20 protein-coding genes are annotated in these 22,583 nt (G+C 43.2%); 15 read left to right on the top strand and 5 right to left on the bottom strand.

Features of this window, described 5'->3' with window-relative positions; all coding sequences use genetic code 11:
- Positions 1 to 208: 208 nt before the first annotated feature.
- On the bottom strand, positions 209 to 2,530 hold the full coding sequence (locus ACKWCA_RS17385) for a chondroitinase-B domain-containing protein (protein ID WP_413979484.1): 2,322 nt from the start codon (positions 2,528 to 2,530) through the stop codon (positions 209 to 211).
- Positions 2,531 to 2,571: 41 nt separating this feature from the next.
- On the bottom strand, positions 2,572 to 3,072 hold the full coding sequence (locus ACKWCA_RS17380) for a shikimate kinase (protein ID WP_413979483.1): 501 nt from the start codon (positions 3,070 to 3,072) through the stop codon (positions 2,572 to 2,574).
- Between the two features lie 108 nt (positions 3,073 to 3,180).
- Here ACKWCA_RS17380 and ACKWCA_RS17375 point away from each other — a divergent pair, with 108 nt between their 5' ends.
- From ACKWCA_RS17375 to ACKWCA_RS17360, 4 genes are read left to right on the top strand one after another with little or no spacing between them, the layout of a single operon-like run.
- On the top strand, positions 3,181 to 4,149 hold the full coding sequence (locus tag ACKWCA_RS17375) for a sugar phosphate isomerase/epimerase family protein (protein ID WP_413979482.1): 969 nt from the start codon (positions 3,181 to 3,183) through the stop codon (positions 4,147 to 4,149).
- 27 nt (positions 4,150 to 4,176) lie between these two features.
- Positions 4,177 to 4,893, top strand: coding sequence for a ribonuclease activity regulator RraA (locus ACKWCA_RS17370; RefSeq protein ID WP_413979481.1), 717 nt, complete (start codon positions 4,177 to 4,179; stop codon positions 4,891 to 4,893).
- A gap of 60 nt (positions 4,894 to 4,953) precedes the next feature.
- Positions 4,954 to 6,753, top strand: a complete 1,800-nt coding sequence (locus ACKWCA_RS17365; RefSeq protein WP_413979480.1) for a PQQ-dependent sugar dehydrogenase — start codon at positions 4,954 to 4,956, stop codon at positions 6,751 to 6,753.
- Between the two features lie 56 nt (positions 6,754 to 6,809).
- Positions 6,810 to 7,442: a 7-carboxy-7-deazaguanine synthase QueE gene (locus ACKWCA_RS17360; protein WP_413979479.1), complete on the top strand. Its 633-nt coding sequence runs from the start codon at positions 6,810 to 6,812 to the stop codon at positions 7,440 to 7,442.
- A 1-nt stretch (position 7,443) separates the two neighbouring features.
- Here ACKWCA_RS17360 and ACKWCA_RS17355 read toward each other — a convergent pair whose 3' ends face one another.
- Together ACKWCA_RS17355 and ACKWCA_RS17350 are read right to left on the bottom strand one after the other, a co-directional pair.
- Positions 7,444 to 8,319 (bottom strand): hypothetical protein, encoded by an 876-nt coding sequence (locus ACKWCA_RS17355; RefSeq protein ID WP_413979478.1) that lies wholly within the window; start codon positions 8,317 to 8,319, stop codon positions 7,444 to 7,446.
- Between the two features lie 53 nt (positions 8,320 to 8,372).
- Positions 8,373 to 9,092 (bottom strand): class I SAM-dependent methyltransferase, encoded by a 720-nt coding sequence (locus ACKWCA_RS17350; RefSeq protein WP_413979477.1) that lies wholly within the window; start codon positions 9,090 to 9,092, stop codon positions 8,373 to 8,375.
- Between the two features lie 88 nt (positions 9,093 to 9,180).
- Here ACKWCA_RS17350 and ACKWCA_RS17345 point away from each other — a divergent pair, with 88 nt between their 5' ends.
- Complete coding sequence (locus ACKWCA_RS17345; RefSeq protein WP_413979476.1) at positions 9,181 to 9,687, top strand: YkgJ family cysteine cluster protein; 507 nt, start codon at positions 9,181 to 9,183, stop codon at positions 9,685 to 9,687.
- Between the two features lie 147 nt (positions 9,688 to 9,834).
- Complete coding sequence (locus tag ACKWCA_RS17340; protein WP_413979475.1) at positions 9,835 to 10,674, top strand: sterol desaturase family protein; 840 nt, start codon at positions 9,835 to 9,837, stop codon at positions 10,672 to 10,674.
- 4 nt (positions 10,675 to 10,678) lie between these two features.
- Here ACKWCA_RS17340 and ACKWCA_RS17335 read toward each other — a convergent pair whose 3' ends face one another.
- Complete coding sequence (locus tag ACKWCA_RS17335; protein ID WP_413979474.1) at positions 10,679 to 11,920, bottom strand: exo-beta-N-acetylmuramidase NamZ family protein; 1,242 nt, start codon at positions 11,918 to 11,920, stop codon at positions 10,679 to 10,681.
- A 3-nt stretch (positions 11,921 to 11,923) separates the two neighbouring features.
- On the opposite strand from ACKWCA_RS17335, the gene ACKWCA_RS17330 reads away from it, so the two are divergent.
- The 9 genes from ACKWCA_RS17330 (at position 11,924) to ACKWCA_RS17290 (ending at position 22,566) form a co-directional block, all read left to right on the top strand.
- Positions 11,924 to 13,165, top strand: coding sequence for an ABC transporter permease (locus tag ACKWCA_RS17330; RefSeq protein WP_413979473.1), 1,242 nt, complete (start codon positions 11,924 to 11,926; stop codon positions 13,163 to 13,165).
- A 35-nt stretch (positions 13,166 to 13,200) separates the two neighbouring features.
- Positions 13,201 to 14,562, top strand: coding sequence for a pyridoxal-phosphate dependent enzyme (locus tag ACKWCA_RS17325; RefSeq protein ID WP_413979472.1), 1,362 nt, complete (start codon positions 13,201 to 13,203; stop codon positions 14,560 to 14,562).
- A gap of 54 nt (positions 14,563 to 14,616) precedes the next feature.
- The gene (locus ACKWCA_RS17320) at positions 14,617 to 16,014 is read left to right on the top strand and encodes a CotH kinase family protein (protein WP_413979471.1); all 1,398 of its coding nucleotides are present in this window, start codon (positions 14,617 to 14,619) and stop codon (positions 16,012 to 16,014) included.
- 21 nt (positions 16,015 to 16,035) lie between these two features.
- A complete protein-coding gene (locus tag ACKWCA_RS17315) occupies positions 16,036 to 17,334 on the top strand; it encodes a M20/M25/M40 family metallo-hydrolase (RefSeq protein ID WP_413979470.1) in 1,299 nt (432 codons plus the stop codon).
- 42 nt (positions 17,335 to 17,376) lie between these two features.
- A complete protein-coding gene (locus tag ACKWCA_RS17310; RefSeq protein ID WP_413979469.1) occupies positions 17,377 to 18,156 on the top strand; it encodes an aldose epimerase family protein in 780 nt (259 codons plus the stop codon).
- A 7-nt stretch (positions 18,157 to 18,163) separates the two neighbouring features.
- Positions 18,164 to 18,796: a Crp/Fnr family transcriptional regulator gene (locus ACKWCA_RS17305; protein ID WP_413979468.1), complete on the top strand. Its 633-nt coding sequence runs from the start codon at positions 18,164 to 18,166 to the stop codon at positions 18,794 to 18,796.
- A gap of 68 nt (positions 18,797 to 18,864) precedes the next feature.
- Positions 18,865 to 19,455, top strand: coding sequence for a DinB family protein (locus ACKWCA_RS17300; RefSeq protein WP_413979467.1), 591 nt, complete (start codon positions 18,865 to 18,867; stop codon positions 19,453 to 19,455).
- 70 nt (positions 19,456 to 19,525) lie between these two features.
- The gene (locus ACKWCA_RS17295) at positions 19,526 to 20,710 is read left to right on the top strand and encodes a cytochrome-c peroxidase (protein WP_413979466.1); all 1,185 of its coding nucleotides are present in this window, start codon (positions 19,526 to 19,528) and stop codon (positions 20,708 to 20,710) included.
- A 128-nt stretch (positions 20,711 to 20,838) separates the two neighbouring features.
- The gene (locus tag ACKWCA_RS17290) at positions 20,839 to 22,566 is read left to right on the top strand and encodes a SulP family inorganic anion transporter (protein ID WP_413979465.1); all 1,728 of its coding nucleotides are present in this window, start codon (positions 20,839 to 20,841) and stop codon (positions 22,564 to 22,566) included.
- The last annotated feature ends 17 nt before the right edge of the window (positions 22,567 to 22,583 follow it).

The following is a 22,583-nucleotide window of genomic DNA, read 5'->3' as shown; positions in this document are numbered from 1 at the left end:
CATAAAATCGGTCGGTTAAGTAAATCCTACTATAACGGGTATTTTCCCAATGACGTTTTAACCTGGCCTACGAATGCTTGTTGAAATCAAACTTCGGTCTTGTTTCCGTGCCACCTCATATTGCAATACCAATGCATCTATGAAACTACATGAGGTAGCATGTTAAAAGGGGGCTTGGCATTGTGTTTTTCTGTTATGGTGCAAATGATTAGTACATCAGCTTCAACGGAAGGTTTTCTTCAACAACCAACTTCCCCGAGCGACTTATTTCGTTATCCGAATAGGTGTTATTTTTTGCACCCCACAAACGAGCAACTAGTTTCACTTGATTATCTGTAAAGCTATTTCCAGAAAGGTCTACATTAATGATGCCGTAGGTGTTGATCAAAATTCCGTTTTCCTCTTTAGCACCACATGCTGCAAAACTACTATTGGTGACTATGAGGTTGCCTCCAACGGTAGACTCATCATACCCGCCCCTGTAGTAATCGATAACGTTTTTATCGATACCTTCAAAAGTGCAATTATCAATAAAAACATTTTCGGCATTGTAATCACCGCGGTCATCGTCTTCTGCGGACAGCTCCAAACCGTTTGCACAGTTTCTAATAGAGGAGGAAGTGAATTTAATGTACTCTGAAAAAGAATACTTGTACCCTTTTAGCACATAATCGAAATCCGATAGTTCGCATTCGGCAACGCTCAAATTGTACAAGCTGGACATATTGCTATGCAAACTTGCGAATGCGTAGTTATCTCTATTTCCCCTTAGGATTACCGATTCTAAAAAAAGCTTTCCCTTGGGATTCATTTCAAACGTAGGGGTTGCTGCCAGACCATCATACTGAATTGTCACCTTATTGCGGGTGTCAGCTGACTTTATGGTTAGCTTTTTATCAATTTTTAATGAGGATTTCAACTCATATCGGTTAGCAGTCAAAATTATCGTGTCGCCACTTTTTGCTTCTTGAACTGCCGTGTTCAATTCGACTACGGAACCTGCGGTATAGGTTTTAGCGATTGTATCTTTGACCGAGTTTCGCATATACCAACCCGGGCCGTATTGTGACAAGTCCATCAGATTTGGTTTCTCGACGGGTGCACTGGATATGGCCCCGACCTTATTATTGTTTGTACGGGAATTACGGAACACGTCTTCCTTAATTTGGTCAAATTCAAAACCATTATAAAGTTCTAGGTCAGGTAGGTCATTTGAGGGAATTACAATGTTTTCCTCCAGTTCGGAAAGAGAAAAGTCTTCTTGATGAAACCCTGAATCATGATCGAATGCTGTGCCTTGATTATTTATCAAATTACTCTTGAAATTGATTCCATCTAATGAATCGTGAGCCACTACGGGTTGCTTATCGCTGGTGGTATTGTAAATGAGATTGTTTGCCACAATAGTGCGAATAGGTCTTTCAGATCTGATTTCCGAAGCTGGCAGTACATCTTTTTGTTCGACATTTGAACCCACTCCAAATTGTAGAGGCGACGTACAATTGATCCAGGAGTTGTGGGCTACTACCACATCGGTAACCTGTATGTATCGATTGAGGGGTGATTTTGGAATACCGTTCATAACGGCAAGTGGACTTCGGAAAACCTTTCCTTTGAGGTTGTAAAAATAATTGTTGGTTACCCAATGCCCAGTACCTATCAATCGTACACCCCCAATTTGTTCAGAACTCGTATCCCCAATAAAATAATTACCATCAACGATGCAATAGTTTCCGTGTCTTGTTACTAATGAACCTTGGCTTTTGTAGAAGACATTATTTCGAAATTCATTGAAATTGGTTTTACTAGAAATAACTTCTACTTCGCCATTACATCGATCAAAAAAATTATTTGCGACTAGCGTATAACTTGGTGCCATTGACGTAAAACTATTTCCAAGCTGTATGGTCTCTGCACTAGGACCCCCTTTGGGAGGTCGTGGCCCGAAATAGTTATTCGTGATTTTATGGTAATTCTTTATACTTCTATTTCCTGCAAGGTCAACCCTGATGGTAGGACCTCGATTTGATTTTCCTGCCAGATAGCAATAATCGAGTTGGTTGTAGCGTCCCTTGAAAAGCACCCACAGGTCTTGCTTATTCCTTTGGGATTTATTAAAATCCAGAATTGCGCAGTTCGTGACCTTAGAATGATTGGCGAGCGTATCCTGGTCGATGGCATATTCAATTACCGCTCCTGAAGGAGATGAGCCCTCTAAAAAAAACAAACCATCTACTACTAAATATTCGCCTCCGAGTTTTAAATCGGATTTTCCTTTGATCAATACCTCACCAGCAGTTTCTGCTTTAAGTGTTATGGGCCGCTTCTCCGAGCCGTAGCCTACAAATCGGATTTCGACATCGGTCCATTCTCCATTGGCCATGATGATTTCGTCTCCAGGAGTTGCTTTTGCTATCGCGGCATTCAATGCGCCGATATCTTTTACATAGATGCCTCTTTTAGGAGTATTTGCTCCACAGGAAAGCAGCAACAGCGTCACAATTATGGGTAATAAACCTTTTATTTTCATTTTTTGGAAGATATAGATGAATGAAATTACTAGACCAGGTGTCACCCGTATTTACGGGCCAAGTATTTTAGGATGGTATCCACAATTTCTTGTTCAGAATAGGTCATATCTATGGTCAAAGCTCGTTTTGGAGGTTCGAGGATGTCGAAGTCCGATCTCAATAATGACATAGGCCGGCCGGGAAGCTCAATTTTTTTGATACGCTGGGCGACATTTTCAAAGGAGTCGTTCATAAATACCCAATCCAATGGATGACTGCTAGTGGTTGTCAGTCTTTTGCGATGTTCTTTTTTCAATATCGAACAAGAAAGAACACAACCTCGCTGGCTTGATTGAGTCAAAATCAACTCCTCAATGGAGGTCAGCCATTTGTCCATGTTTATTTTTTGCGGTAGCGTGTCTTTGGTCCGGTCTTTAGAATTATTGAATTTGTCCATATCAAAGAATGGAACTTGTAATCTTTTGGCCAGTTGCTGACCTACAGCCCCCTTACCGGTACCGCAAACTCCAACCAGAATAACGATGGGATTATCATTTTCCATATTTTTAAATTGGTTTACCAGTTTGGTTTACCAAAAATACATATATTTGTGAAACCCACAACTTTTTAACAGTATTTCGGCAATTGAACCACAAATCTCTATCTGACTATGAAAGAACCTAAAAAAGTGATTACAAGGAGAAGCTTTACCAAAATATCGGCTGCAGCTATCGGAAGTATGCCATTGATGGGATTTAGTAGCTCTCTTTTCAATGGGCTTACAAAACCAAAAGATAGCCTTAGCATCAGTTTGTTTTCGAAACACTTGCAATTTCTTGATTATAACGAAATGGCGGCCGCAGCTGCGGAAATAGGGTTCGACGGATTGGATTTGACGGTCAGACCCAAAGGACATGTTTTACCGGAAAGAGTAGCTGATGATTTACCGAGGGCGGTTGCCGCAATGAAGAAGTACGGATTGAATGCCGGAATGATGACCACCAATGTGTGGGATGTGAGCAACCCTGAACAGAAAAAGGTTTTGGAAACTGCTGGTGGTTTAGGTTTTACTCATTACAGAACAGGATGGCTTACCTACCCTGAAGATAGAACGATAACCAAAAGTCAGGCTATTTTCGGACAACAGGCTCTAGAATTGGAAGTGCTCAATAAAGATCTAGGATTGATAGGTTGCTATCAGAACCATGCCGGTAACCATGTCGGTGCGCCTATTTGGGATTTACCTCCCATACTATCCGCCACTGAAAACGAGTACATGGGTTGTCAATATGATATCAGGCATGCCGTGGTAGAAGGCGGTAATAGCTGGGAGTTAGGTCTGAGGCAAATACGGCCTTTTATCAAATCAATAGTCATTAAGGACTTTAAATGGGGAAAAGTCAATGGAAAATGGAAACCCATAAATACCCCATTGGGAGAGGGAATGGTCGATTTTAAGCGCTACTTTGTTTTGCTTAAGAAATACAAGATCGACGTACCCATCTCCTTGCACTTGGAATATGATTTGGGTGGGGCGGAGCATGGGGCAACAAAAATCGCTATCGATAAAAAGGAAGTTTTCAAACAGATGAAAAAAGACCTCGTGTTCCTAAAAACTACTTGGCAAGAAGTCGGGTAAAAAATAAATAAGTCCACTTTCAATACAATGAGCGAAACACATACTACAAAAGAAAAGCTTAGAACGGTAAGCACTGCGACCATTGCCACGGCCCTGTTCAAAAGAGGCCTTAAAAATCAGTTCCTTCAAGGGGTAAGTCCGCTGAGAAAAGAAAAACCGACCATGGTAGGTGAGGCCTATACACTACGCTATATACCTGCTCGAGAAGATTTGAATTCAATCGAAGTGTTCAAAGACCCTAAGCACTTGCAACGGGTCGCTGTAGAAGAATGCCCCAAGGGTGCAGTTTTGGTAATCGATAGTAGAAAAGATGCGCGAGCCGCTTCAGCGGGCTCGATATTAGCTACAAGACTTATGGTACGGGGAGTCGCTGGTATGGTGACCGATGGAGGTTTTCGCGATTCGGCCGAGATAGCCGAATTGGAATTGCCTGCCTATCATCATAGACCTTCGGCTCCGACCAATTTGACCTTGCATCAGGCCATTGCCATCAATGAGCCCATAGGTTGCGGTGATGTCGCTGTGTTTCCTGGAGATATGCTGGTCGGTGATGACGACGGAGTTATCGTCATTCCAAGCGATATTGTCGATGCCATCGCCAATGAATGTATACAAATGACCTTATATGAAGCGTTCGTTACGGAAAATGTTCAACAAGGAAAAGGTATAATCGGGCTATACCCACTTACAGATTCAAAAGTAAAGGCCGAATTCGAATCTTGGCGAGCTAACTTAAAGACCTAGAACCTTTATAAGTATCCAGAAAAGGACTAATTTGTAGCGTTTAAAGCAATATACTACGCTATGAACAATTCGGCTTTTCGCCCTTTTTCGACTTGTTTGCCATCATCGATACTACAACAGGTCAGAATTCTTTTAATGTATGCCCTTCTCATCTTGTCACTTTCCAATTGCAATCAATCGAAAAAGAACGATAAGGAAGGAGAGGTTGTTGTACCGGACGATTATGATACTGCCGAGCTTACTATTCAACGCGGCATGGCACTTTTTAATCAGCATTGTGCCAGTTGTCATAACTTCAATGAAGCCGCCATCGGCCCAAATTTGGCCGGTGTCACGACTAATGTTTCCAAAGATTGGTTGATTCAGTTTATACGGAATCCTCAGGAACGTATCGAAAGTGGGGATGACAGAGCTAATGAACTGTATGCCAAATACAAGACCTATATGCCTTCTTTTGAGGTGCTCAAAAACAATGAATTGGAAGATATATTGGGTTTTGTTCACAAGTTTTCGGAGGCAGAGCGGAAAAGTAGGAAAAAAAGGCCGGGTGGAATCATCGATCCGATTCCGGAGAAGATACCTGAGCCCGAGTTGGCCTTGGTCATTGAAGAGTTTTGCACGGTTCCCCCGAGTTCCGATACGACGCCTAAGGCGCGAATCAATAAACTTGTCGCGCGTGCAGGGCAGCAGGGCGAACGTCTTTTTATTGCCGATTTGCGAGGTACCTTATATGAACTTGTTAATGGGCAGGCGACGGTGTTTTTTGATATCGATAAAGCTCTTACCGATTTTATCAACCATCCGGGATGGGGTACCGGATTGGGGAGTTTTGATTTTCATCCCGAATTTGAAAAAAATGGACTGTTTTATACGACCCATACCGAACCTTCACGAACGGTCATTGCGGACTTCCCGATTCCTGATAGCATTCCCACGAAACTCCAATGGGTCTTGACGGAATGGGAGATGAAGAACCCCGTCACGTCTAAATTCACGGGTAAAAAAAGGGAAGTGCTTCGAGCCGATATGGTGAGTGGAGCCCATGGTTTTCAAGAGCTCACATTTAATCCTTTGGCCCAAAAAGGAGATGCCGATTATGGGCTACTGTATCTCGGTGTTGGTGATGGAGCAGCTGCTCTGGCCGGATATCCATTTCTCTGCGATAACGCAGGGGTTATTTGGGGAAGTGTCGTCAGAATAGATCCTTTAGGCCGTAACAGCGCAAATGGAAAATACGGCATTCCTCAAGATAATCCCTTTGTTGATGATCCGGATAAGCTAGATGAAATTTGGAGCTATGGATTTCGAAATCCCCACCGTATTTCTTGGGATACAAACGGCTCTAAAAAGGTATTTGTCACGAATATAGGGCAACACAGTGTGGAAGAGGTCAATCTTTTAAAAAAGGGAGCGAACTACGGGTGGCCCTTTCGAGAAGGCACCTTTTTGTTCGATACCGAGGCAAACACGGAAATCGTTTATCCATTACCGGAAGAAGAGGACGATTTTGAGTATCCTGTTATTCAGTTTGATCATGATGAGGGCAATGCGGTGTCCGGCGGATTCGTCTATGCCGGCAACCTCACAATGCTTAAGAATAAGTATGTTTTTGGGGATATTCCGGGAGGGACCTTGTTTTATGCGGACGTTTCGGAAGTTGTGGAAGGCGCGCAGGCTCGCATATATAAACTGGGCCTCGAACTCGATGGAAAATCGACAACTCTAAATGCGCTTTCATCAGGCCAACGGGTTGATTTAAGGTTGGGTATAGATACTTCGGGTGAACTGTTCTTGTTTACGAAAAGCAACGGCGCTGTTTACAAAGTGGTGGGTTGCAAACCTGTGGGTTCCGCGCTTTAAGAATTATCAACGCTGATGGTATAGATCGAACCGTAGCGTTTTTCTATCTTTGCCAGATGGTCAAAGAGGAGGTGATGTCATTGGTTGATAAAGGGGAAATGCTTCCCCTAATGGAAGAGTTTTATACCATTCAGGGCGAAGGTTTTCATAAGGGTACAGCTGCCTATTTCATTCGTGTTGGGGGTTGCGATGTAGGTTGCCATTGGTGTGATGTCAAAGAAAGTTGGAATGCCGAGATACATCCCCCGACCAGTATAACGCATATTGTTGAAAACGCCTCAAAGTATTCTGATACGATTGTGGTCACAGGAGGGGAGCCTTTAACATGGAATATGTATCCCTTGACCCGCGCATTGAAATCCAAAAATTTACAAACCCATATCGAGACTTCGGGAGCTTATGAATTGACCGGAGATTGGGACTGGATCTGCCTTTCCCCGAAAAAGAATAAACTTCCTTTTGGTAAGATATACGAGGAGGCCCATGAACTTAAGGTTATTGTCTATAATAAGCACGATATTGTTTTTGCCGAAGAGCAGGCCGCAAAGATCAATTCGAATTGTATATTGTATCTACAGCCTGAATGGAGCGTTCGTGAAAAAGTGACCCCTTTAATTGTGGATTATGTCATGCAAAACCCCAAGTGGAAGGTTTCTTTACAGACACATAAGTATTTGAATATTCCTTGATTTAGCGCCCTCCATTAGCTTGAAGGTCTAGAATACATTCTGGATCCAAATTAGGAGCTGCTGCTAATCCCTTTGAAGCTCTTGATTCCAATAGATGTAGTACACTAAAGCCGCTAAGGTCACAAGCCGATTTTAGACCTGTGCCATCTGTTGCGGCCAGAACGGGAGACTTGCTTGAGCTTCCGAATTGAAGTTCGGCTCTCATGAGACAACCGTTAACGTTACAGTGATTGACCGCTTCGGTATCCTCGTGGTCATTAACAGATGGTGAACCTATATTAACCAATCCGAAAAGGTGACCGAATTCATGATTTACGGTAGCCCCTTCCACATCCGAATTGGTGATTAATGGACTCAAACCCGCCAATCGACGCACAGTTACCTCATGAATGACCATTGAGGTGTTGCGATAGACGGCTCCCAAGGTCACTAGTCCTTCCTCTTCATCGTCGTTGTCATCAGGTGCGTCTGCGAAATATATATAAATACCTAGGGTTTCACCTTCGTTATACACAGTTCGATTATCGGATTCAAGTTTTGCGATTTCTTGAAGCGATAGCACCTCCTTATCGGGTGATTCAAGTTCGGTATAGATGAGTTCGATATCTTGCTTAAAAGTGTGCTGCCGAATAAAATCAACAAAATCGTTCATCGCGGCTACAGTAGGTCGAAAACCGGTCACATAGGCGATTTCGATTTTGAGTTTGGTGAACTTATCGTTTGACAATAGGTCATTCGCGGAATCGCCAGTACCCTGTAAATTAGCGGTTTTATCTATTGGGGTGGGTTCTGGTTCGGGCGTGGTCGATGAATTCTTTGAACATGAGAGGATCAAAAAAAAACAGCTCAATCCGAAAAGTATACTTGTCTTTATCATAGGGAATACATAAAGGGCTTATCAAGATAACGCAAAAAACAGGCCAACTCGTGTTATTTTAATGTAATTCTTGCTAAATAGTCGTAATGATCCCCTTCACTTACAAGCTCACAGCTAAAGTTATTGGCATTGGCGACCGTCTGTAGGGTATTGAAATCAAGATAAAGCCACTCAAAGGGGGTGCTCTGTTTTCCTTTATACTCCATTTGAAACTGCACTTCGCCGTAATATGCTTCTTGGGCGGGAATCCAGTGCCCGCCATCTTCATCTGAATGGAATAGGTATATGATATCCGAGGAATCTACAAGAATTTGTGCATTGGGGTGCAGCAAACTGCTAAGATGGTGCAATAACAACTCTAGTTTTTCGATGGTTCCGGCAATACCCAATCCGTTCATTAGCAGTAATAGGGTATCAAAACGGTGACCAGTAAAATTCATGATGTCCGTTCGCACACAGTTTACGATTCCACGTGTTTTGCAAGTCTCAATAGCCCCTTTGGAGTAATCTAAAGCGGTGACGGATACCCCTTTCTTTTGAAGGTATAGGCTGTGACTGCCCGCCCCACATCCGATATCAAGAACAGTTCCATGGCATAGTTTCAAGGCTTTCTTTTCGAGTTTTGGCATCTCGTTGAACGGGCGGAATAAGTAAGGTAGTGGTAAGTCATCTTGAACTACTTCCAATTGCGGATGTATACTGAGGTAGGTCATAATATCCTCCGTATAATGGCCAGTTTGATAATCGATCATTGCTTCCCCTAAGATATCCATTGCCTTTTCATTTGTTCGTTGGATGCAAAAGTGGCATTTTTGGGCGTATCAAAGAAATGACATGTACAAAAGTTGAAGAAGGCACATCATGGAAGAAATCCTTAAAAATCTGCCCAAAAAGGCCCAGGAACAACATCAGACCAACAAGAAGTTTTTTGTCAAGCTGAAAAAACGGCCTCCGAAAAACTTGGACTATATCATGCAAGAATTACATGAAGCCGAGTTTGAAAATACCGACTGCCTACAATGTGCCAATTGTTGTAAGACTACGGGACCCTTATTCACCAACGCTGATATCGAACGCATTGCAAAACACTTTCGGCTGAAACCACAACAATTCATCAATCAATACTTACGTCTCGATGAAGACCATGATTATGTGCTTCAAAAAGTACCCTGTGCCTTTCTGGGAGCCGATAATTACTGTAGTATTTATGAGGTGCGACCAAAAGCATGTAGAGCGTTTCCACATACTGACCGAAAAAAGTTTCATCAGATTTCGGCATTGACTTTAAAAAATGTGGCTATTTGCCCGGCTGCCTTTTCCATCGTTGAAGAAATGAAGAAAAGACTGAAGAAGGAGTTTAATTTTTAATTAGCAGTTGGCAATGAACCATAAGCTGTTATCAATTTACAATGAATAACAGGGGGCGGTGGTGTAGGTTGGACCAGAAGCCATAAACGCGAAGCCTGAAGCAAAAACCCGAACCCCCTATTTTTCCGAATTCATTATCTTTAAGTCATGGAAACCATTATCACTTATTTTGAGACCATACCCTCGCTCCATCGTTCCCTGATTTTAGTGGGTGGTATTACTTTTTTCTGGTTGCTTGAAGGTGCCGTACCCCTTTTTAGGTTCAACTATCGAAAATGGAAGCATGCTTTACCCAATTTCTTTTTTACCCTAACGACGATTATCGTCAACTTTGCCTTGGCCTTTTTATTGCTGAAAACTGCGGACTGGACCGCGGCCAATGATTTTGGAATCATTAATTGGTTGCCAACCATGCCACTTTGGGCCTATGTCATCTTAGGGGTACTGCTCATGGATTTCGTAGGTGCCTATTTGGCACACTATGTGGAGCACAAGGTCAAACCGCTATGGATGATTCATCTTGTGCATCATACGGATCACAATGTAGATACCACAACGGCCAACAGACATCATCCATTGGAAAGCGTCATTCGTTTCTCCTTCACCTTGTTCGGGGTGTTATTGATAGGAACGCCTATCGGAATCGTAATGCTGTATCAGTCGCTCTCCCTAGTGGCAACACAGTTCAGTCATGCCAACATCAAATTGCCCAAAAAGGTTGACGAAGCAATAAGCTATGTATTGGTATCCCCCGATATGCATAAAGTACACCATCATTATATGCTACCCTATACTGATAGTAACTACGGCAATATCTTTTCGATTTGGGATCGGTTGTTTGGCACCTATATGAAGTTCGATCGAGAATCGATCGTATATGGGGTGGATACTTTTCCAGATGAGGTGGAAAATGCTAGTATCAAAGGACTTTTAAAGCAGCCATTCCACAAGTATAGAAAGCCAACTACCGTTGTCCATACTAAGTAATTGACTATTCTGAATATAGCAGGTATTTGGTCCTGATTTTTTTGAATTTCTCCAAATCCTCTTGCCACGTTTCCTTGATTTCTTCTTCTGTCATTCCCGATTCGATTTGCTGCTGTAGTGTTTCGGTACCGGCATGATTCGTAAATCCGTTGGTAAGGAAGACCTTGCTCTTATCCGTGGCATTGCGATAGGCGTCGAGAAGCCATTGTAATGAAACCGCTTTCATGCGGGGTATGTCCGTTAAATCCTTTCCATAACAGCGCAACCCTTTTTCCTTAGGGTTTTTAGATCCGAAATTCGGTTGAGGAGTATAGTTAAAACTGTATTGCGTACTATCTAAAAAAGAAGCGCCGTAGCGTTGAAACTGAAATTCCGTACCCCGACCGGCATTGATATTCGTACCCTCGAAAAGACCGAGACTAGGATAAAGGTGTATCGCCACGTCGGAAGGCAGGTTGGGTGACGGTCGTATGGGTAGACTATATTCCGTTTGGTGGGTCCAGTTGTTAAGCTTAATCACCGTTAAGGCGGCTTTTTTGCCTCCCTCAAGCCACCCTTCCGCATTGATCATTGTGGCATATTCCCCTATGGTCATTCCGTAGACCAACGGTATTTCGGTCATTCCTAAAAATCCGGTATGGGCCGCTTCCATCGTAGGGCCGTCGACATAGTGGGCGTTAGGGTTAGGGCGATCTAAAACAAGAATCGGAAGATCATTTTCGGCACAGGCTTCCATGACTAGTTGAAGGGTGGCGATATAGGTGTAAAAACGTACGCCAACATCTTGTATATCGAAAAGAAGGATATCCAAATCTTGCAATTGTTCCGCGCTGGGTTTTCTGGTTTTGCCGTGTAATGAAATCAGCGATAGGCCAGTTCGGGTATCCACATCGTCTTTCACTTTTTCACCGGCATCGGCCTTTCCCCTGAAGCCGTGTTCTGGAGCGAATACCTTCTTGATGTCAATGTTCAGTGAAAGGAGAGAATCCACTAAATGTGTGAATCCATCTTTTTTGAAAATAACACTGGTTTGATTGGCGACGACCCCTACCCGTTTATTTTTCAACTCAGGGAGGTAACGCTCCATTCGGTTCGCTGAGACAATAACCGGCTTGGGTTGAAACGTTTCTTCGGAAACCTGGGCATTTACTTCTTGGGTCTTCTCCGTTTTGGCCTCGCTTCCGCAAGAGGTCAACGTCAAAAACCAAATGAAAACTGTACTTTTGAAACTAGATAAAAAGGGCATCGATTGAATTTTGAATATTTTATAGCTAAGCGACTCGTTCAAGGTGCGGAACATAAAATTAGCATTTCCGCTCCGATAATAAAAATTGCGATTGCCGCGATAGCTTTGGGTATTATCATGATGTTGATCGCCATAGCAACAGCAGCGGGGTTGCAAAATAAGATTCGGGAAAAAATAACCGCTTTCAACGGCCATATTCAAATCTACAATTATGATAACAATAATTCGGAGGTCTCTGTGGTTCCGGTTTCTACGGAACAGGAGTTCTATCCGAATTTCGATATTGTCGAGGGTATTGCACATGTTCAGGCGGTAGCCATGAAGGCGGGTGTAATTAGAACCGAAGAGACTTTTGAAGGTGTCATTACCAAGGGGGTAGGAACCGATTATAATTGGGAGGTTTTTCAAGAGTACCTTGAGGATGGTAAACTACCTGACTATACCGGAAACCTCAATGATGAGGTTTTGATGTCGCGTCGTATGGCCAGTCGATTGCGGCTTGACGTTGGAAGCTCCTTCTCTACCATCTTCTTAAAGGAGGAGAATCCGGATCAGATTCCAAACCAGCGGAAGTTTACGGTTGTTGGAATTTATGATAGCGGCTATGAAGATTTTGACGAGCTCTATTTGTTCGTCGATATCAGACATATTCAGCGAATGAATAAATGGGAAGCGAATGAAGTAGGCAATTTTGAAGTGTTCCTAAACGATTTTGATGAAATCGATCAGAAAAGCAATGCTATTTATGGCAAGACCCTATCAACTCTTGATACACAGAATATCAAGGGGAAATATGGGAAAATCTTTGAATGGATAAGTCTTTTTGATTTCAATGTAGCTGGTATCATCGGTATCATGGTCATTGTAGGGGGGATCAATATGATTACCGCTCTTTTGGTGTTGATTTTAGAACGTACTCAAATGATAGGGGTGCTAAAGGCTTTAGGTGCAGCTGATTGGAGTATTCGAAAGGTCTTTCTGTATAACGCTGCCTACCTTATCTGTATCGGACTGTTTTGGGGCAATATCATCGGATTGGGTATCATTTGGTTTCAACATCGATTCCGTTTTTTTAAGTTTCCGAATTCCGAAGAATATTACATTGATTATATACCGGTGCAAATTAGCGGACTTTCCATTATAGCGGTCAATATCGGAGTACTTCTCTTATGTTTGCTCATGTTGTTGCTTCCTTCTTATATCATTACTAAAATTACGCCGGTAAAAGCGATTAAATTTGAGTAGCACATCGCTACCGATGTGCTTACCTTTGTATTCTTATGGATTACGCTGAAAATATTCTGGAAACTATCGGGAATACCCCTTTAGTGAAGTTGAACAAACTTACTGCCGAACTACCCTGTATAGTGCTGGCCAAATACGAAACTTTTAACCCCGGTAATTCGGTCAAAGACCGAATGGCCATTCAAATGATCGAGGATGCGGAAGCGGCGGGGGTCCTCAAACCTGGCGGGACCATTATAGAAGGAACTTCCGGAAATACCGGAATGGGGCTGGCTTTGGGTGCGGTGGTCAAAGGGTATAAGATGATCTGTGTGATCAGCGACAAGCAGTCAAAGGAAAAGGTGGATATTCTAAAGGCGGTAGGAAGTGAAGTATATGTTTGTCCGACCGATGTAGCTCCTGATGACCCGCGAAGCTATTATTCTACGGCGAGGAGGTTATCGAAGGAAATTCCGAATTCATGGTATGTGAATCAATACGATAATCCATCGAATTGCAAGGCCCATTTTAAGAGTACCGGACCAGAAATATGGGAGCAGACCGAAGGGAAGGTCACCCACTTTGTGGTCGGTGTAGGTACTGGAGGAACGATTTCCGGTGTAGGTTCTTACTTGAAAATGAAAAACCCGAATGTCAAAATTTGGGGTATCGATACCTATGGGTCAGTATTCAAAAAGTACCACGAAACCGGGATTTTTGATGAAAATGAGATCTATCCGTATATCACCGAAGGGATAGGCGAAGATATTCTACCTAAAAATGTCAATTTTGATATTATTGACGGCTTTACCAAGGTAACGGATAAGGATGCCGCCATATATACCCAACGTTTGGCAAAAGAAGAAGGTATGTTCTTAGGAAATTCTGCCGGGGCGGCCATCAAGGGGTTACTCCAATTAAAAGAGCATTTTACTGAAGATGATGTGGTTGTGGTATTATTTCATGATCATGGAAGTCGTTATGTGGGGAAAATGTTCAATGACGATTGGATGCGTGACCGTGGTTTTTTGGAACATGAGGTGACCAAGGCGATCGACCTGATCCGAAATCATATCGATGAGCCCTTAGTAGCAATCAAGAAAGAAGAGCTTGTTATGCACGCGATCGATCGGATGAAGCAAAACAATATATCGCAAATGCCAGTGGAAGATGTCGATGGCTTTGTCGGTTCCGTTGATGACACGGCCTTGTTTCGCGCCATTATGGAAGATGCTTCAGTGACATCGCGGCCAATAAAGGAATTTATGCAAAAACCGTTTCCTGTAGTGGATAAGAACACTTCCATTGACAAGGTGGCCAGCTTGATTGAAAAGGATGTTCAGGCCGTGTTATTGGATCTGGGAGATGGAAAGCACCATATCATCACAAAATATGATATCATCAATGGCATACGTTAGCGGATAACACCCTTTTTCCGATAGTTTCTTATCTTAGAATAAAATTGTATTGTTTTGAAAAAGAAAGTCTTTCCCTTTAGCGGGCGAACGGTAGTCAGCATAGTACTGTTTTTGGGCCTGCTCGTCTCTTGTAGTAGTGACGATTCTCCGGTTGATGTGCCTGACGGTGAAGGTCAACCCAATGCTCCCGAAGAAATAGTTGAAGACCCATTGCCCCTCGTTTCGGTGAATACCAATGGTAAGGAAATCGTCGATGAGCCAAAAATAAGCGCTGACTTTACGATTACGGATGGTGATCAAACCCTGTATTCGGGCAAAATGGGAATTGAGATCAGAGGGTCTTCGTCTCAGGCCTTTCCTAAGAAATCATACGGATTCGAAACCTGGGACGCCGAAGATAATGATATGGACGCGACACTTCTCGGAATGCCCGAGGAAGAAGATTGGATTCTATATGCCCCTTATAGTGATAAATCGTTGGTCCGAAATGTATTGATCTATGATCTGGCACGTGACATGGGTCAGTACGCGAGCCGAACACAGTTCGTTGAGGTTAATCTTAACGGCCAGTATAACGGGGTTTATGTTTTTATGGAGAAATTAAAGCGCGATAAAGGCAGGATCGATATCAGTAAACTGAACGAAGATGAAAATGAGGGAGAGGATTTAACGGGAGGATACATCATCAAAATAGATAAAAGTGACAAGGAGGGTTATACCGATTTCAATTCCTTTAACTCCGATTATGCGGCCGATGGAGCAAACTCAGGGAGTCCGATTCGTTTTTTGTACGACTACCCCAAGGCCGATGACATTACCGATGCACAGAGATCTTACATCACCACCTATATCGCTGGGTTTGAAGATGCATTAGCCGCTGATACTTTTATGGACCCCGATTCGGGCTATGCATCCTACATTGATGTGAATAGTTTTATCGATTTTTTTATACTCAATGAAATTTCCAATAATGTAGATGGCTACCGCATCAGTACCTTTATGCACAAAGACAAGAACGAGAAGCTGAAAATGGGACCTATTTGGGATTTCAATCTCGCCTGGGGAAATGCCGATTATTGCAGTGGTGGCGAAACCGATGTCTGGGCTTACGAGTTTAATGAAAGGTGTCCGGGTGATTTTTGGTTCGTACCCTTTTGGTGGGATAGACTTTTGCAGGACCCGGCCTTTGTGGACCGTTTAAAAAATCGATGGACGGAATTGCGCGGAAATCTGCTGTCAGATACGGCTATTTCAGGCAAGGTAGATGGGTATCTGAGCATTCTGAACGAGGGCGCCGCAGTGGGGCCGAATTTTGACAAATGGCCCGTTTTAGGTACGTATGTCTGGCCGAATAATTTTGTTGGAAGTAGTTACGATGAGGAAATCGGATACTTGAAGCAATGGATTTCCGATCGCACGACTTGGCTTGATGACGCGATTATGGCCCTCTAAAATTCAAATACTTGATCAATTATGAAATCCAATCACCTCATACTATTCTTTATTTTAGGATGTTTTTGTTGTACGATTCAAGCGCAAAAATTATCAGGGGTCGAGAAAAAAATCGTTAAATCGATTGAAAGGAACAATACGGAAGCGCGGATGTTCTTAGAGAAAGTGGTCAATATCAATAGTGGCACACTCAACAAGAAAGGAGTGAAAGAAGTCGGAATGGTGTTCAAGGACGCCTTTGATGCCCTCGATTTTCAGACCAGCTGGATCGACATGCCCGACCAGATGAACCGAGCTGGTCATTTCTTTGCCGAGACTACAGGTGAAAAGGGGAAGAAGTTATTACTTATCGGGCACTTGGATACCGTTTTTGAAGAAGATAGTCCTTTTCAGGCCTTTACAATGGTCAATGACAGTACGGCCCATGCTCCCGGTGGCAATGATATGAAGGGGGGTGATGTCATCGTGTTATATGCCCTGAAGGCGCTTCACGAAAATGGTCTTCTAGGGGATGCGCAGATTATCGTTGCCTTTACCGGAGATGAAGAAAGTACGGGAAAACCTTTGGATGTCAGTCGCAAAGATTTGATCGAAGCGGCCAAGCGAAGTGAGATTGCATTGGGTTTTGAAACCTCTACAGGTTTTAATTATGCTACTGTCGCGCGCCGAGGAGCCTCAGGTTGGGAACTAGAAGTAGAAGGAAAAAGAGCGCATTCTTCAGGTGTTTTTAGCGAACGGACGGGGGCTGGGGCTATTTTTGAAATGTCACGCATCCTGAATGGCTTTTATGAAGAGGTGAAGGGAGAGCAATTCTTGACCTTCAACCCCGGTGTACTCTTAGGGGGGACGTTTCTTGATTATGATCCTAAAACCGGAAAAGGAAGTGCTTTTGGGAAGAGTAATGTAGTAGCGCAGACGGCCCTTGTCAAAGGCGGGCTACGCTTTATTTCAGAAGAACAAAAAGAAGTTGCACGAAACAAGATGCGAAGCATCGTCGAGAACAACTTGCCCCATACTTCTGCGAAGATCAACTTTACAGATAGCTATCCCGCGATGGGCCCAAAACCTGAGAATCTAGAATTATTGAAGCAATTGAATCAGGTAAGTCTGGCTTTGGACCAAGGCGAGGTTTTGGCCTATGATCCCGGCAAAAGGGGAGCTGCCGACACTTCTTTTGTTGCAGAATATGTGGCTTGTTTAGATGGTTTGGGCACTATGGGTTCTGGCGCGCATACTCCGAACGAAACGGTCAACCTAAATACTATTGAAGCGCTTACCAAACGGGCGGCTATCTTGATTTATCGGTTAATCAACCCATAAGGGTATTGAATAGGGATATGAAACCTCCCATATTTTTAATGTATGATTGAATTACACTTTGAACAACAATCCGTGAAAATCGATGCGGGCGAATTAGTAGGCTATCAGGTAAACGGTCATGAATACATCCATCAAAAGGGCAAGCCCGGATGGCGAAATTCGGATACGGAGATGTTTCCGATTATCGGCCCTACCGCTGAAGCTGGCTTTCAGGTGCAAACCCCTAGGGATGTTGCCGTTCAAGACCAACATGGTCTGTTACGTGAACTTGACTATGAACTGGTATACCACGTTGAACATATTACGGTCTTTAAAAAAAACTATAAGGCGAATACGCCCGTTCCAAATTCAAAATATCCAGAAAAATCGAATAAAAGTCAGTTGTTCTGGACCTATGATTTCGAATTTGAAAAGAAGTTCGTCTTAGGTGAAAACGGACTCGAAATCCGATTTACGGTCAGGGGAGCACGAGATACGCCATTCATGCTAGGATACCATCCGGCGTTTAACTTGGTCACCGCCAACCCGATCATCATCGCGGAGGAAAATGCGATTACCTTGCCCCAGGTCTTGGCAGTCGGCAATAGGGCTTTTAAAGTAATCGGATATGAAGAAGTTATTCTAAAGGATAAAAACGAACTACGCATTACAACGCAAGGTTTCGGGAATTTTATGTTGTGGACCGAAGTACCCAATATGGTCTGTATTGAACCCATTACCTTTTATCCGTATGATGTGGCCCAAAAGAACCTACATGATGGTTTTCAATTCTTGGAGACCGGAGAGAAAGAATTCAAGGTTACCCTAACAGTAGTTGATTGAGTTGCTTATGAAGGAAAAATTGCAACAACAATATGGTTTTCTTTTCGAGAAAGACCTTTTGGATGCTATTGAAAGAACGGCGATCTATAAAGAGATACCGAAAGGAAAGATCATTATAGATATCGGGCAGTCTATTACGCATATGCCCCTATTGCTCTCCGGAGCGATCAAGATACTGAGAGAGGACTCTGATGGTGATGAGTTGCTCCTATACTTTTTGGAAAAGGGTGACACCTGCGCGATGACGTTTTCATGTTGCCTCGGAACCTCTAAAAGCGAAATTAGGGCGGTCGCGGAAAGCGATACGGAGCTTTTAATGATTCCCGTTGCCCAGATGGATGTCTGGATGGGCCGTCACAAATCGTGGCAAAAATTCATTTTGGAAAGTTACCACACCAGAATGATGGAGCTACTGGAAACGGTAGATACGCTTGCCTTTATGAAAATGGACGAGCGACTTTTAAAACACCTTCAAGACAAAGCAAAAGTAACACATGATGCTATCATTCAGACCACCCATCATGAAGTGGCACTAGATCTTCATACCTCTCGGGTAGTAGTTTCAAGAGTACTAAAACGTCTGGAGAAAGATGGTAAAATCAAGTTGCACCGTAACCGAATCCAAGTATTGGATGTATAATTGCCCCGTTCAATACTGCGGAATAACTAGCATTGTCCTTTAAAAATCCTTATAATTTTACACTGAATATGAAAGCTGCTTTCACCTCTTTTTTTACGTTCTTAATGGTATCTATTCAAGCACAAACGACAATGAATGAAGACTTGCCCTATTCCATAATACCCAAAGCTCCTACGACATATACGGCCGGTTCCGTAGTCGCAAGAATGATCGATGGACTCGGTTTTCGATACTATTGGGCTACCGATGGCCTGACCGAAACCGATTTGCAGTATGACCCAGGAAACGAGGGCCGAAGCATCCGCCAGACGATGACACATCTTTATGGGCTTTCTGAGATGATCGTAAACTCGGCACGAAAACGACCTACAGATCGTACGGTAGAACTACCCGAACTGACCTCTGAAGAATTACGTAAGGCCACCTTGGCGAATTTAGCGGAGGCGAGTGCAATTTTTTTGAAGGCTGAAGATTTGAAAGAACACCCGATCATTTTTAAACGAGGGGATCGAGAGAGTGAATTTCCATTCTGGAACAATATCAATGGCCCTATAGCGGATGCGATATGGCATGCGGGTCAAATTGTCGTGCTTCGTCGTTCCGCGGGTAACCCGATAAATTCCAAGGTGAATGTGTTTTTGGGAAAATTGAATGATTGAAAAACCTGATAAATCTCATAAAATTCCTAGCTTGTAATTTCTAGATTTGGTACACTGTAGGTTTCGGCACATGAAAAAAAGGCATTTACTGGAAGTACTGTCACTAATCGCGCCCATTTTTCTAGGTAGTTGTAAGGACACTTCTTATGAGAAAATATCCATGACCGAAACACCGCGTGTGTCAACGGGTATAACTGCTCTTCCGAAAACGGTCAAAGCGCCACTTGACAATGCGTCTTCCAAAGAAAAAGAAGCGCTCGGAAGAGTACTATTTTTCGACCCGATATTATCTGGAGGAAAAGATGTGGCTTGCGCCACCTGTCACCATCCTCAAAATGGATACGCCGAATTTAGAGATCTATCCATCGGTCCGAACGCTAGGGGTTTGGGAAGTAAACGCAAATTCAACCGAGAGAACGATATTCCCTTCGTAAAGCGAAACTCGCAGACCATTATCAATTCAGCGTTCAATGGTATCGACACCTATAAAAGATATGACCCGGAGAAGGCCCCTATGTTTTGGGATGACCGTGTCAAGAGTTTGGAGAATCAGGCTTTGGAGCCTATTAAGGCCTTTGAGGAAATGCGTGGCCATGGTTTTACGGAGACCGAAATTCTAGAGGTGGTTGTTGGGCGGTTACGGCGGATTCCTGAATATCGAACACTGTTTGAAGCGGCTTTTCAAGAAGAAAATCCTATCACCATAGAAAATCTGGGGAAAGCCATTGCCAGTTTTGAGCGTACACTAGTCACCAATAACTCTCGTTTTGATCGCTATATGCGGGGCGAGTCCGATGCGATTTTACTATCTGAAAAAGAGGGTTTTGAGCTGTTCAAATCGGTGGGTTGTGTCAATTGTCACAATGGTCCGATGTTCTCTGACTACCAACCCCATGTGCTTGGGGTGCCGCAAAATGGAAAACTTCCGACGCCCGACACCGGCATTCAGGATAGTTTTCAATTTCGGACGCCCACACTCCGAAATTTGAGGTTTACCGCGCCCTATATGCACAATGGAAGTTTACCAACATTACGACAGGTATTGGAATTTTATGAAGACATTGCAAATGGAAAAGAACGAAACCCGTTGGTGCCGAAAGAACAGTACGACCCTTTTGTGCGGGAGTTAAACTTGAGCGTTAAGGAAATGTCGCTTATTATCTCTTTCCTGAATACCTTGAATGATGATGACTTTTCTAAGGTCTTGCCGGAAGCTGTGCCCAGTGGACTAGCTGTTGGTGGGAATATTCACTGAGAAAATTCGATTTTTACCGTGTTCTATCTCTTTTTATGTTTTCGAGCAGGGGGAAAGACTCCGTCTTGAGGCGAGGTCAAGGTAACACGAGTTACATCCATTTCCCTATTTAAACGTAAATTTGGTCAATGCAAAATTTTTTACCATTTCTGCAATGGTTGTCCGACTATAAAAAGGCCGATTTTTCAAGAGACCTGTTAGCCGGTCTTACGGCGGGGGTTATTTTGATTCCTCAAGCTATGGCCTATGCCATGATTGCTGGTTTGCCACCGGTCTATGGGTTATATGCCGCTATTTTCCCTGTTTTGGTTTATGCGTTTTTGGGAACTTCAAAGAATTTGGGGATTGGTCCTGTAGCGATGGATTCGCTTTTGGTGGCCGCAGGTTTGGGTACGCTGGTCATTTCTACAGTCGAGAATTACATTGTTCTGGCAATTTTACTGGCTTTTTTGGTTGGAGCGATGCAATTTATTCTAGGCCTTTTCCGAATGGGATTTTTGGTGAACTTTTTATCAAAACCTGTTATCAGTGGGTTTACCTCTGCTGCTGCACTGATTATTATTTTTAGCCAGATGAAGCACCTTTTTGGAGTGGATATCGCCAGAAGCAATATATTTCATGAAATGGTCTTGAACGCCATCGCCAAAATTTCGGAGATCAATATGTACGATTTTGGTATCGGTATACTGGGGATCCTTAGTATTGTGCTATTAAAAAAATGGAATAAAAAAATTCCAGCCATACTCGTTGTAGTGGTACTTGGCATAGTCGCCGTCCGTGTTTTTGGTCTGGAGCGATTTGGAGTGAACATAGTGGGGGAGATTCCAAGTGGCCTGCCATCTTTTGGGATACCTGAGTTTAGAGTAGACTATCTGGTAGATTTATTGCCCATAGCCTTTACCTTGGCTTTGGTAGGATATCTTGAAATTATTTCAATCGGTAAGTCGTTGGAAGAAAAAGAGGAAAAAGCGACCATTGATCCCAATCAAGAATTGATTGCCATTGGCTCAGCGAATATGATCGGGTCGTTGTTTCGATCTTATCCCGTTTCCGCTAGCTTCTCACGTTCGGCAATTCTATCCGAGACCGGGGTTAGAACCAATATGGCAGGATTGTTTTCCGTGTTGCTGGTATTACTGACCCTACTTTTCTTCACTCCGGTATTTTATTATTTACCCAATTCAGTTCTGGCCAGTGTCATTATGGTATCGGTATTCGGATTGATCGATATGGGCTATCCAAAAAAACTATGGCAGAATAACAAGGACGAGCTTGTCGTACTGCTTCTAACCTTTTTTATCACCTTATTCATCGGTATCCCACAGGGAATCTTGACCGGCGTATTGTTTTCGTTATTACTAATGGTATATCGTACGAGCAATCCGCACTTTGCCATCTTGGGAAATATTAAGAATTCCGACTATTACCGAAACGTGAACCGGTTCAACAACGATACGCTGGAACGTAGTGACCTGCTCATCGTTCGTTTTGATGCACAGCTCTATTTCGGTAACTCATCCTATTTTAAAAAACGCCTGTATCGGGAAATCCAGCGGAAAGGAACCGAACTGCGGGGTATTATTTTGAATGCCGAAGCGATTAATTACATCGATTCAAGTGCAGCGGTCATGCTGGCAAAAGTAATCCGTGAAGTACAGGGTAAGGGGCTTGAGTTTTACATTGCAGGGGCAATAGGCCCGACACGTGATATCATTTTTAATAGCGAAATCATAACCGAACTGAGGCGAGAACACCTTTTTATAAAGACCAGTGAGGCCGTGGCTTATTTTGATAACCCTAGTTCGGTATCAGTGGTAGGCTCGAAGGTGGCCTATCAAAACAGGAACGGATTGTAACAAAGGTTACTTCATGA

This window comes from Maribacter corallii, from assembly GCF_047345415.1.
In the GTDB taxonomy this organism is placed as follows: Bacteria; Bacteroidota; Bacteroidia; order Flavobacteriales; family Flavobacteriaceae; genus Maribacter_C.
This window is presented reverse-complemented; position numbering and strand designations above follow the sequence as displayed.

Coding starts and splice junctions, on each gene's coding strand:
- ACKWCA_RS17325 (WP_413979472.1), top strand. CDS start 13,201: ATGGATTACGCTGAAAATATTCTGGAAACTATCGGGAATACCCCTTTA.
- ACKWCA_RS17370 (WP_413979481.1), top strand. CDS start 4,177: ATGAGCGAAACACATACTACAAAAGAAAAGCTTAGAACGGTAAGCACT.
- ACKWCA_RS17385 (WP_413979484.1), bottom strand. CDS start 2,530: ATGAAAATAAAAGGTTTATTACCCATAATTGTGACGCTGTTGCTGCTT.
- ACKWCA_RS17350 (WP_413979477.1), bottom strand. CDS start 9,092: ATGGATATCTTAGGGGAAGCAATGATCGATTATCAAACTGGCCATTAT.
- ACKWCA_RS17360 (WP_413979479.1), top strand. CDS start 6,810: ATGGTCAAAGAGGAGGTGATGTCATTGGTTGATAAAGGGGAAATGCTT.
- ACKWCA_RS17300 (WP_413979467.1), top strand. CDS start 18,865: ATGAAAGCTGCTTTCACCTCTTTTTTTACGTTCTTAATGGTATCTATT.
- ACKWCA_RS17335 (WP_413979474.1), bottom strand. CDS start 11,920: ATGCCCTTTTTATCTAGTTTCAAAAGTACAGTTTTCATTTGGTTTTTG.
- ACKWCA_RS17365 (WP_413979480.1), top strand. CDS start 4,954: ATGAACAATTCGGCTTTTCGCCCTTTTTCGACTTGTTTGCCATCATCG.
- ACKWCA_RS17340 (WP_413979475.1), top strand. CDS start 9,835: ATGGAAACCATTATCACTTATTTTGAGACCATACCCTCGCTCCATCGT.
- ACKWCA_RS17375 (WP_413979482.1), top strand. CDS start 3,181: ATGAAAGAACCTAAAAAAGTGATTACAAGGAGAAGCTTTACCAAAATA.
- ACKWCA_RS17290 (WP_413979465.1), top strand. CDS start 20,839: ATGCAAAATTTTTTACCATTTCTGCAATGGTTGTCCGACTATAAAAAG.
- ACKWCA_RS17355 (WP_413979478.1), bottom strand. CDS start 8,319: ATGATAAAGACAAGTATACTTTTCGGATTGAGCTGTTTTTTTTTGATC.
- ACKWCA_RS17380 (WP_413979483.1), bottom strand. CDS start 3,072: ATGGAAAATGATAATCCCATCGTTATTCTGGTTGGAGTTTGCGGTACC.
- ACKWCA_RS17315 (WP_413979470.1), top strand. CDS start 16,036: ATGAAATCCAATCACCTCATACTATTCTTTATTTTAGGATGTTTTTGT.
- ACKWCA_RS17305 (WP_413979468.1), top strand. CDS start 18,164: ATGAAGGAAAAATTGCAACAACAATATGGTTTTCTTTTCGAGAAAGAC.
- ACKWCA_RS17310 (WP_413979469.1), top strand. CDS start 17,377: ATGATTGAATTACACTTTGAACAACAATCCGTGAAAATCGATGCGGGC.
- ACKWCA_RS17345 (WP_413979476.1), top strand. CDS start 9,181: ATGGAAGAAATCCTTAAAAATCTGCCCAAAAAGGCCCAGGAACAACAT.
- ACKWCA_RS17295 (WP_413979466.1), top strand. CDS start 19,526: ATGAAAAAAAGGCATTTACTGGAAGTACTGTCACTAATCGCGCCCATT.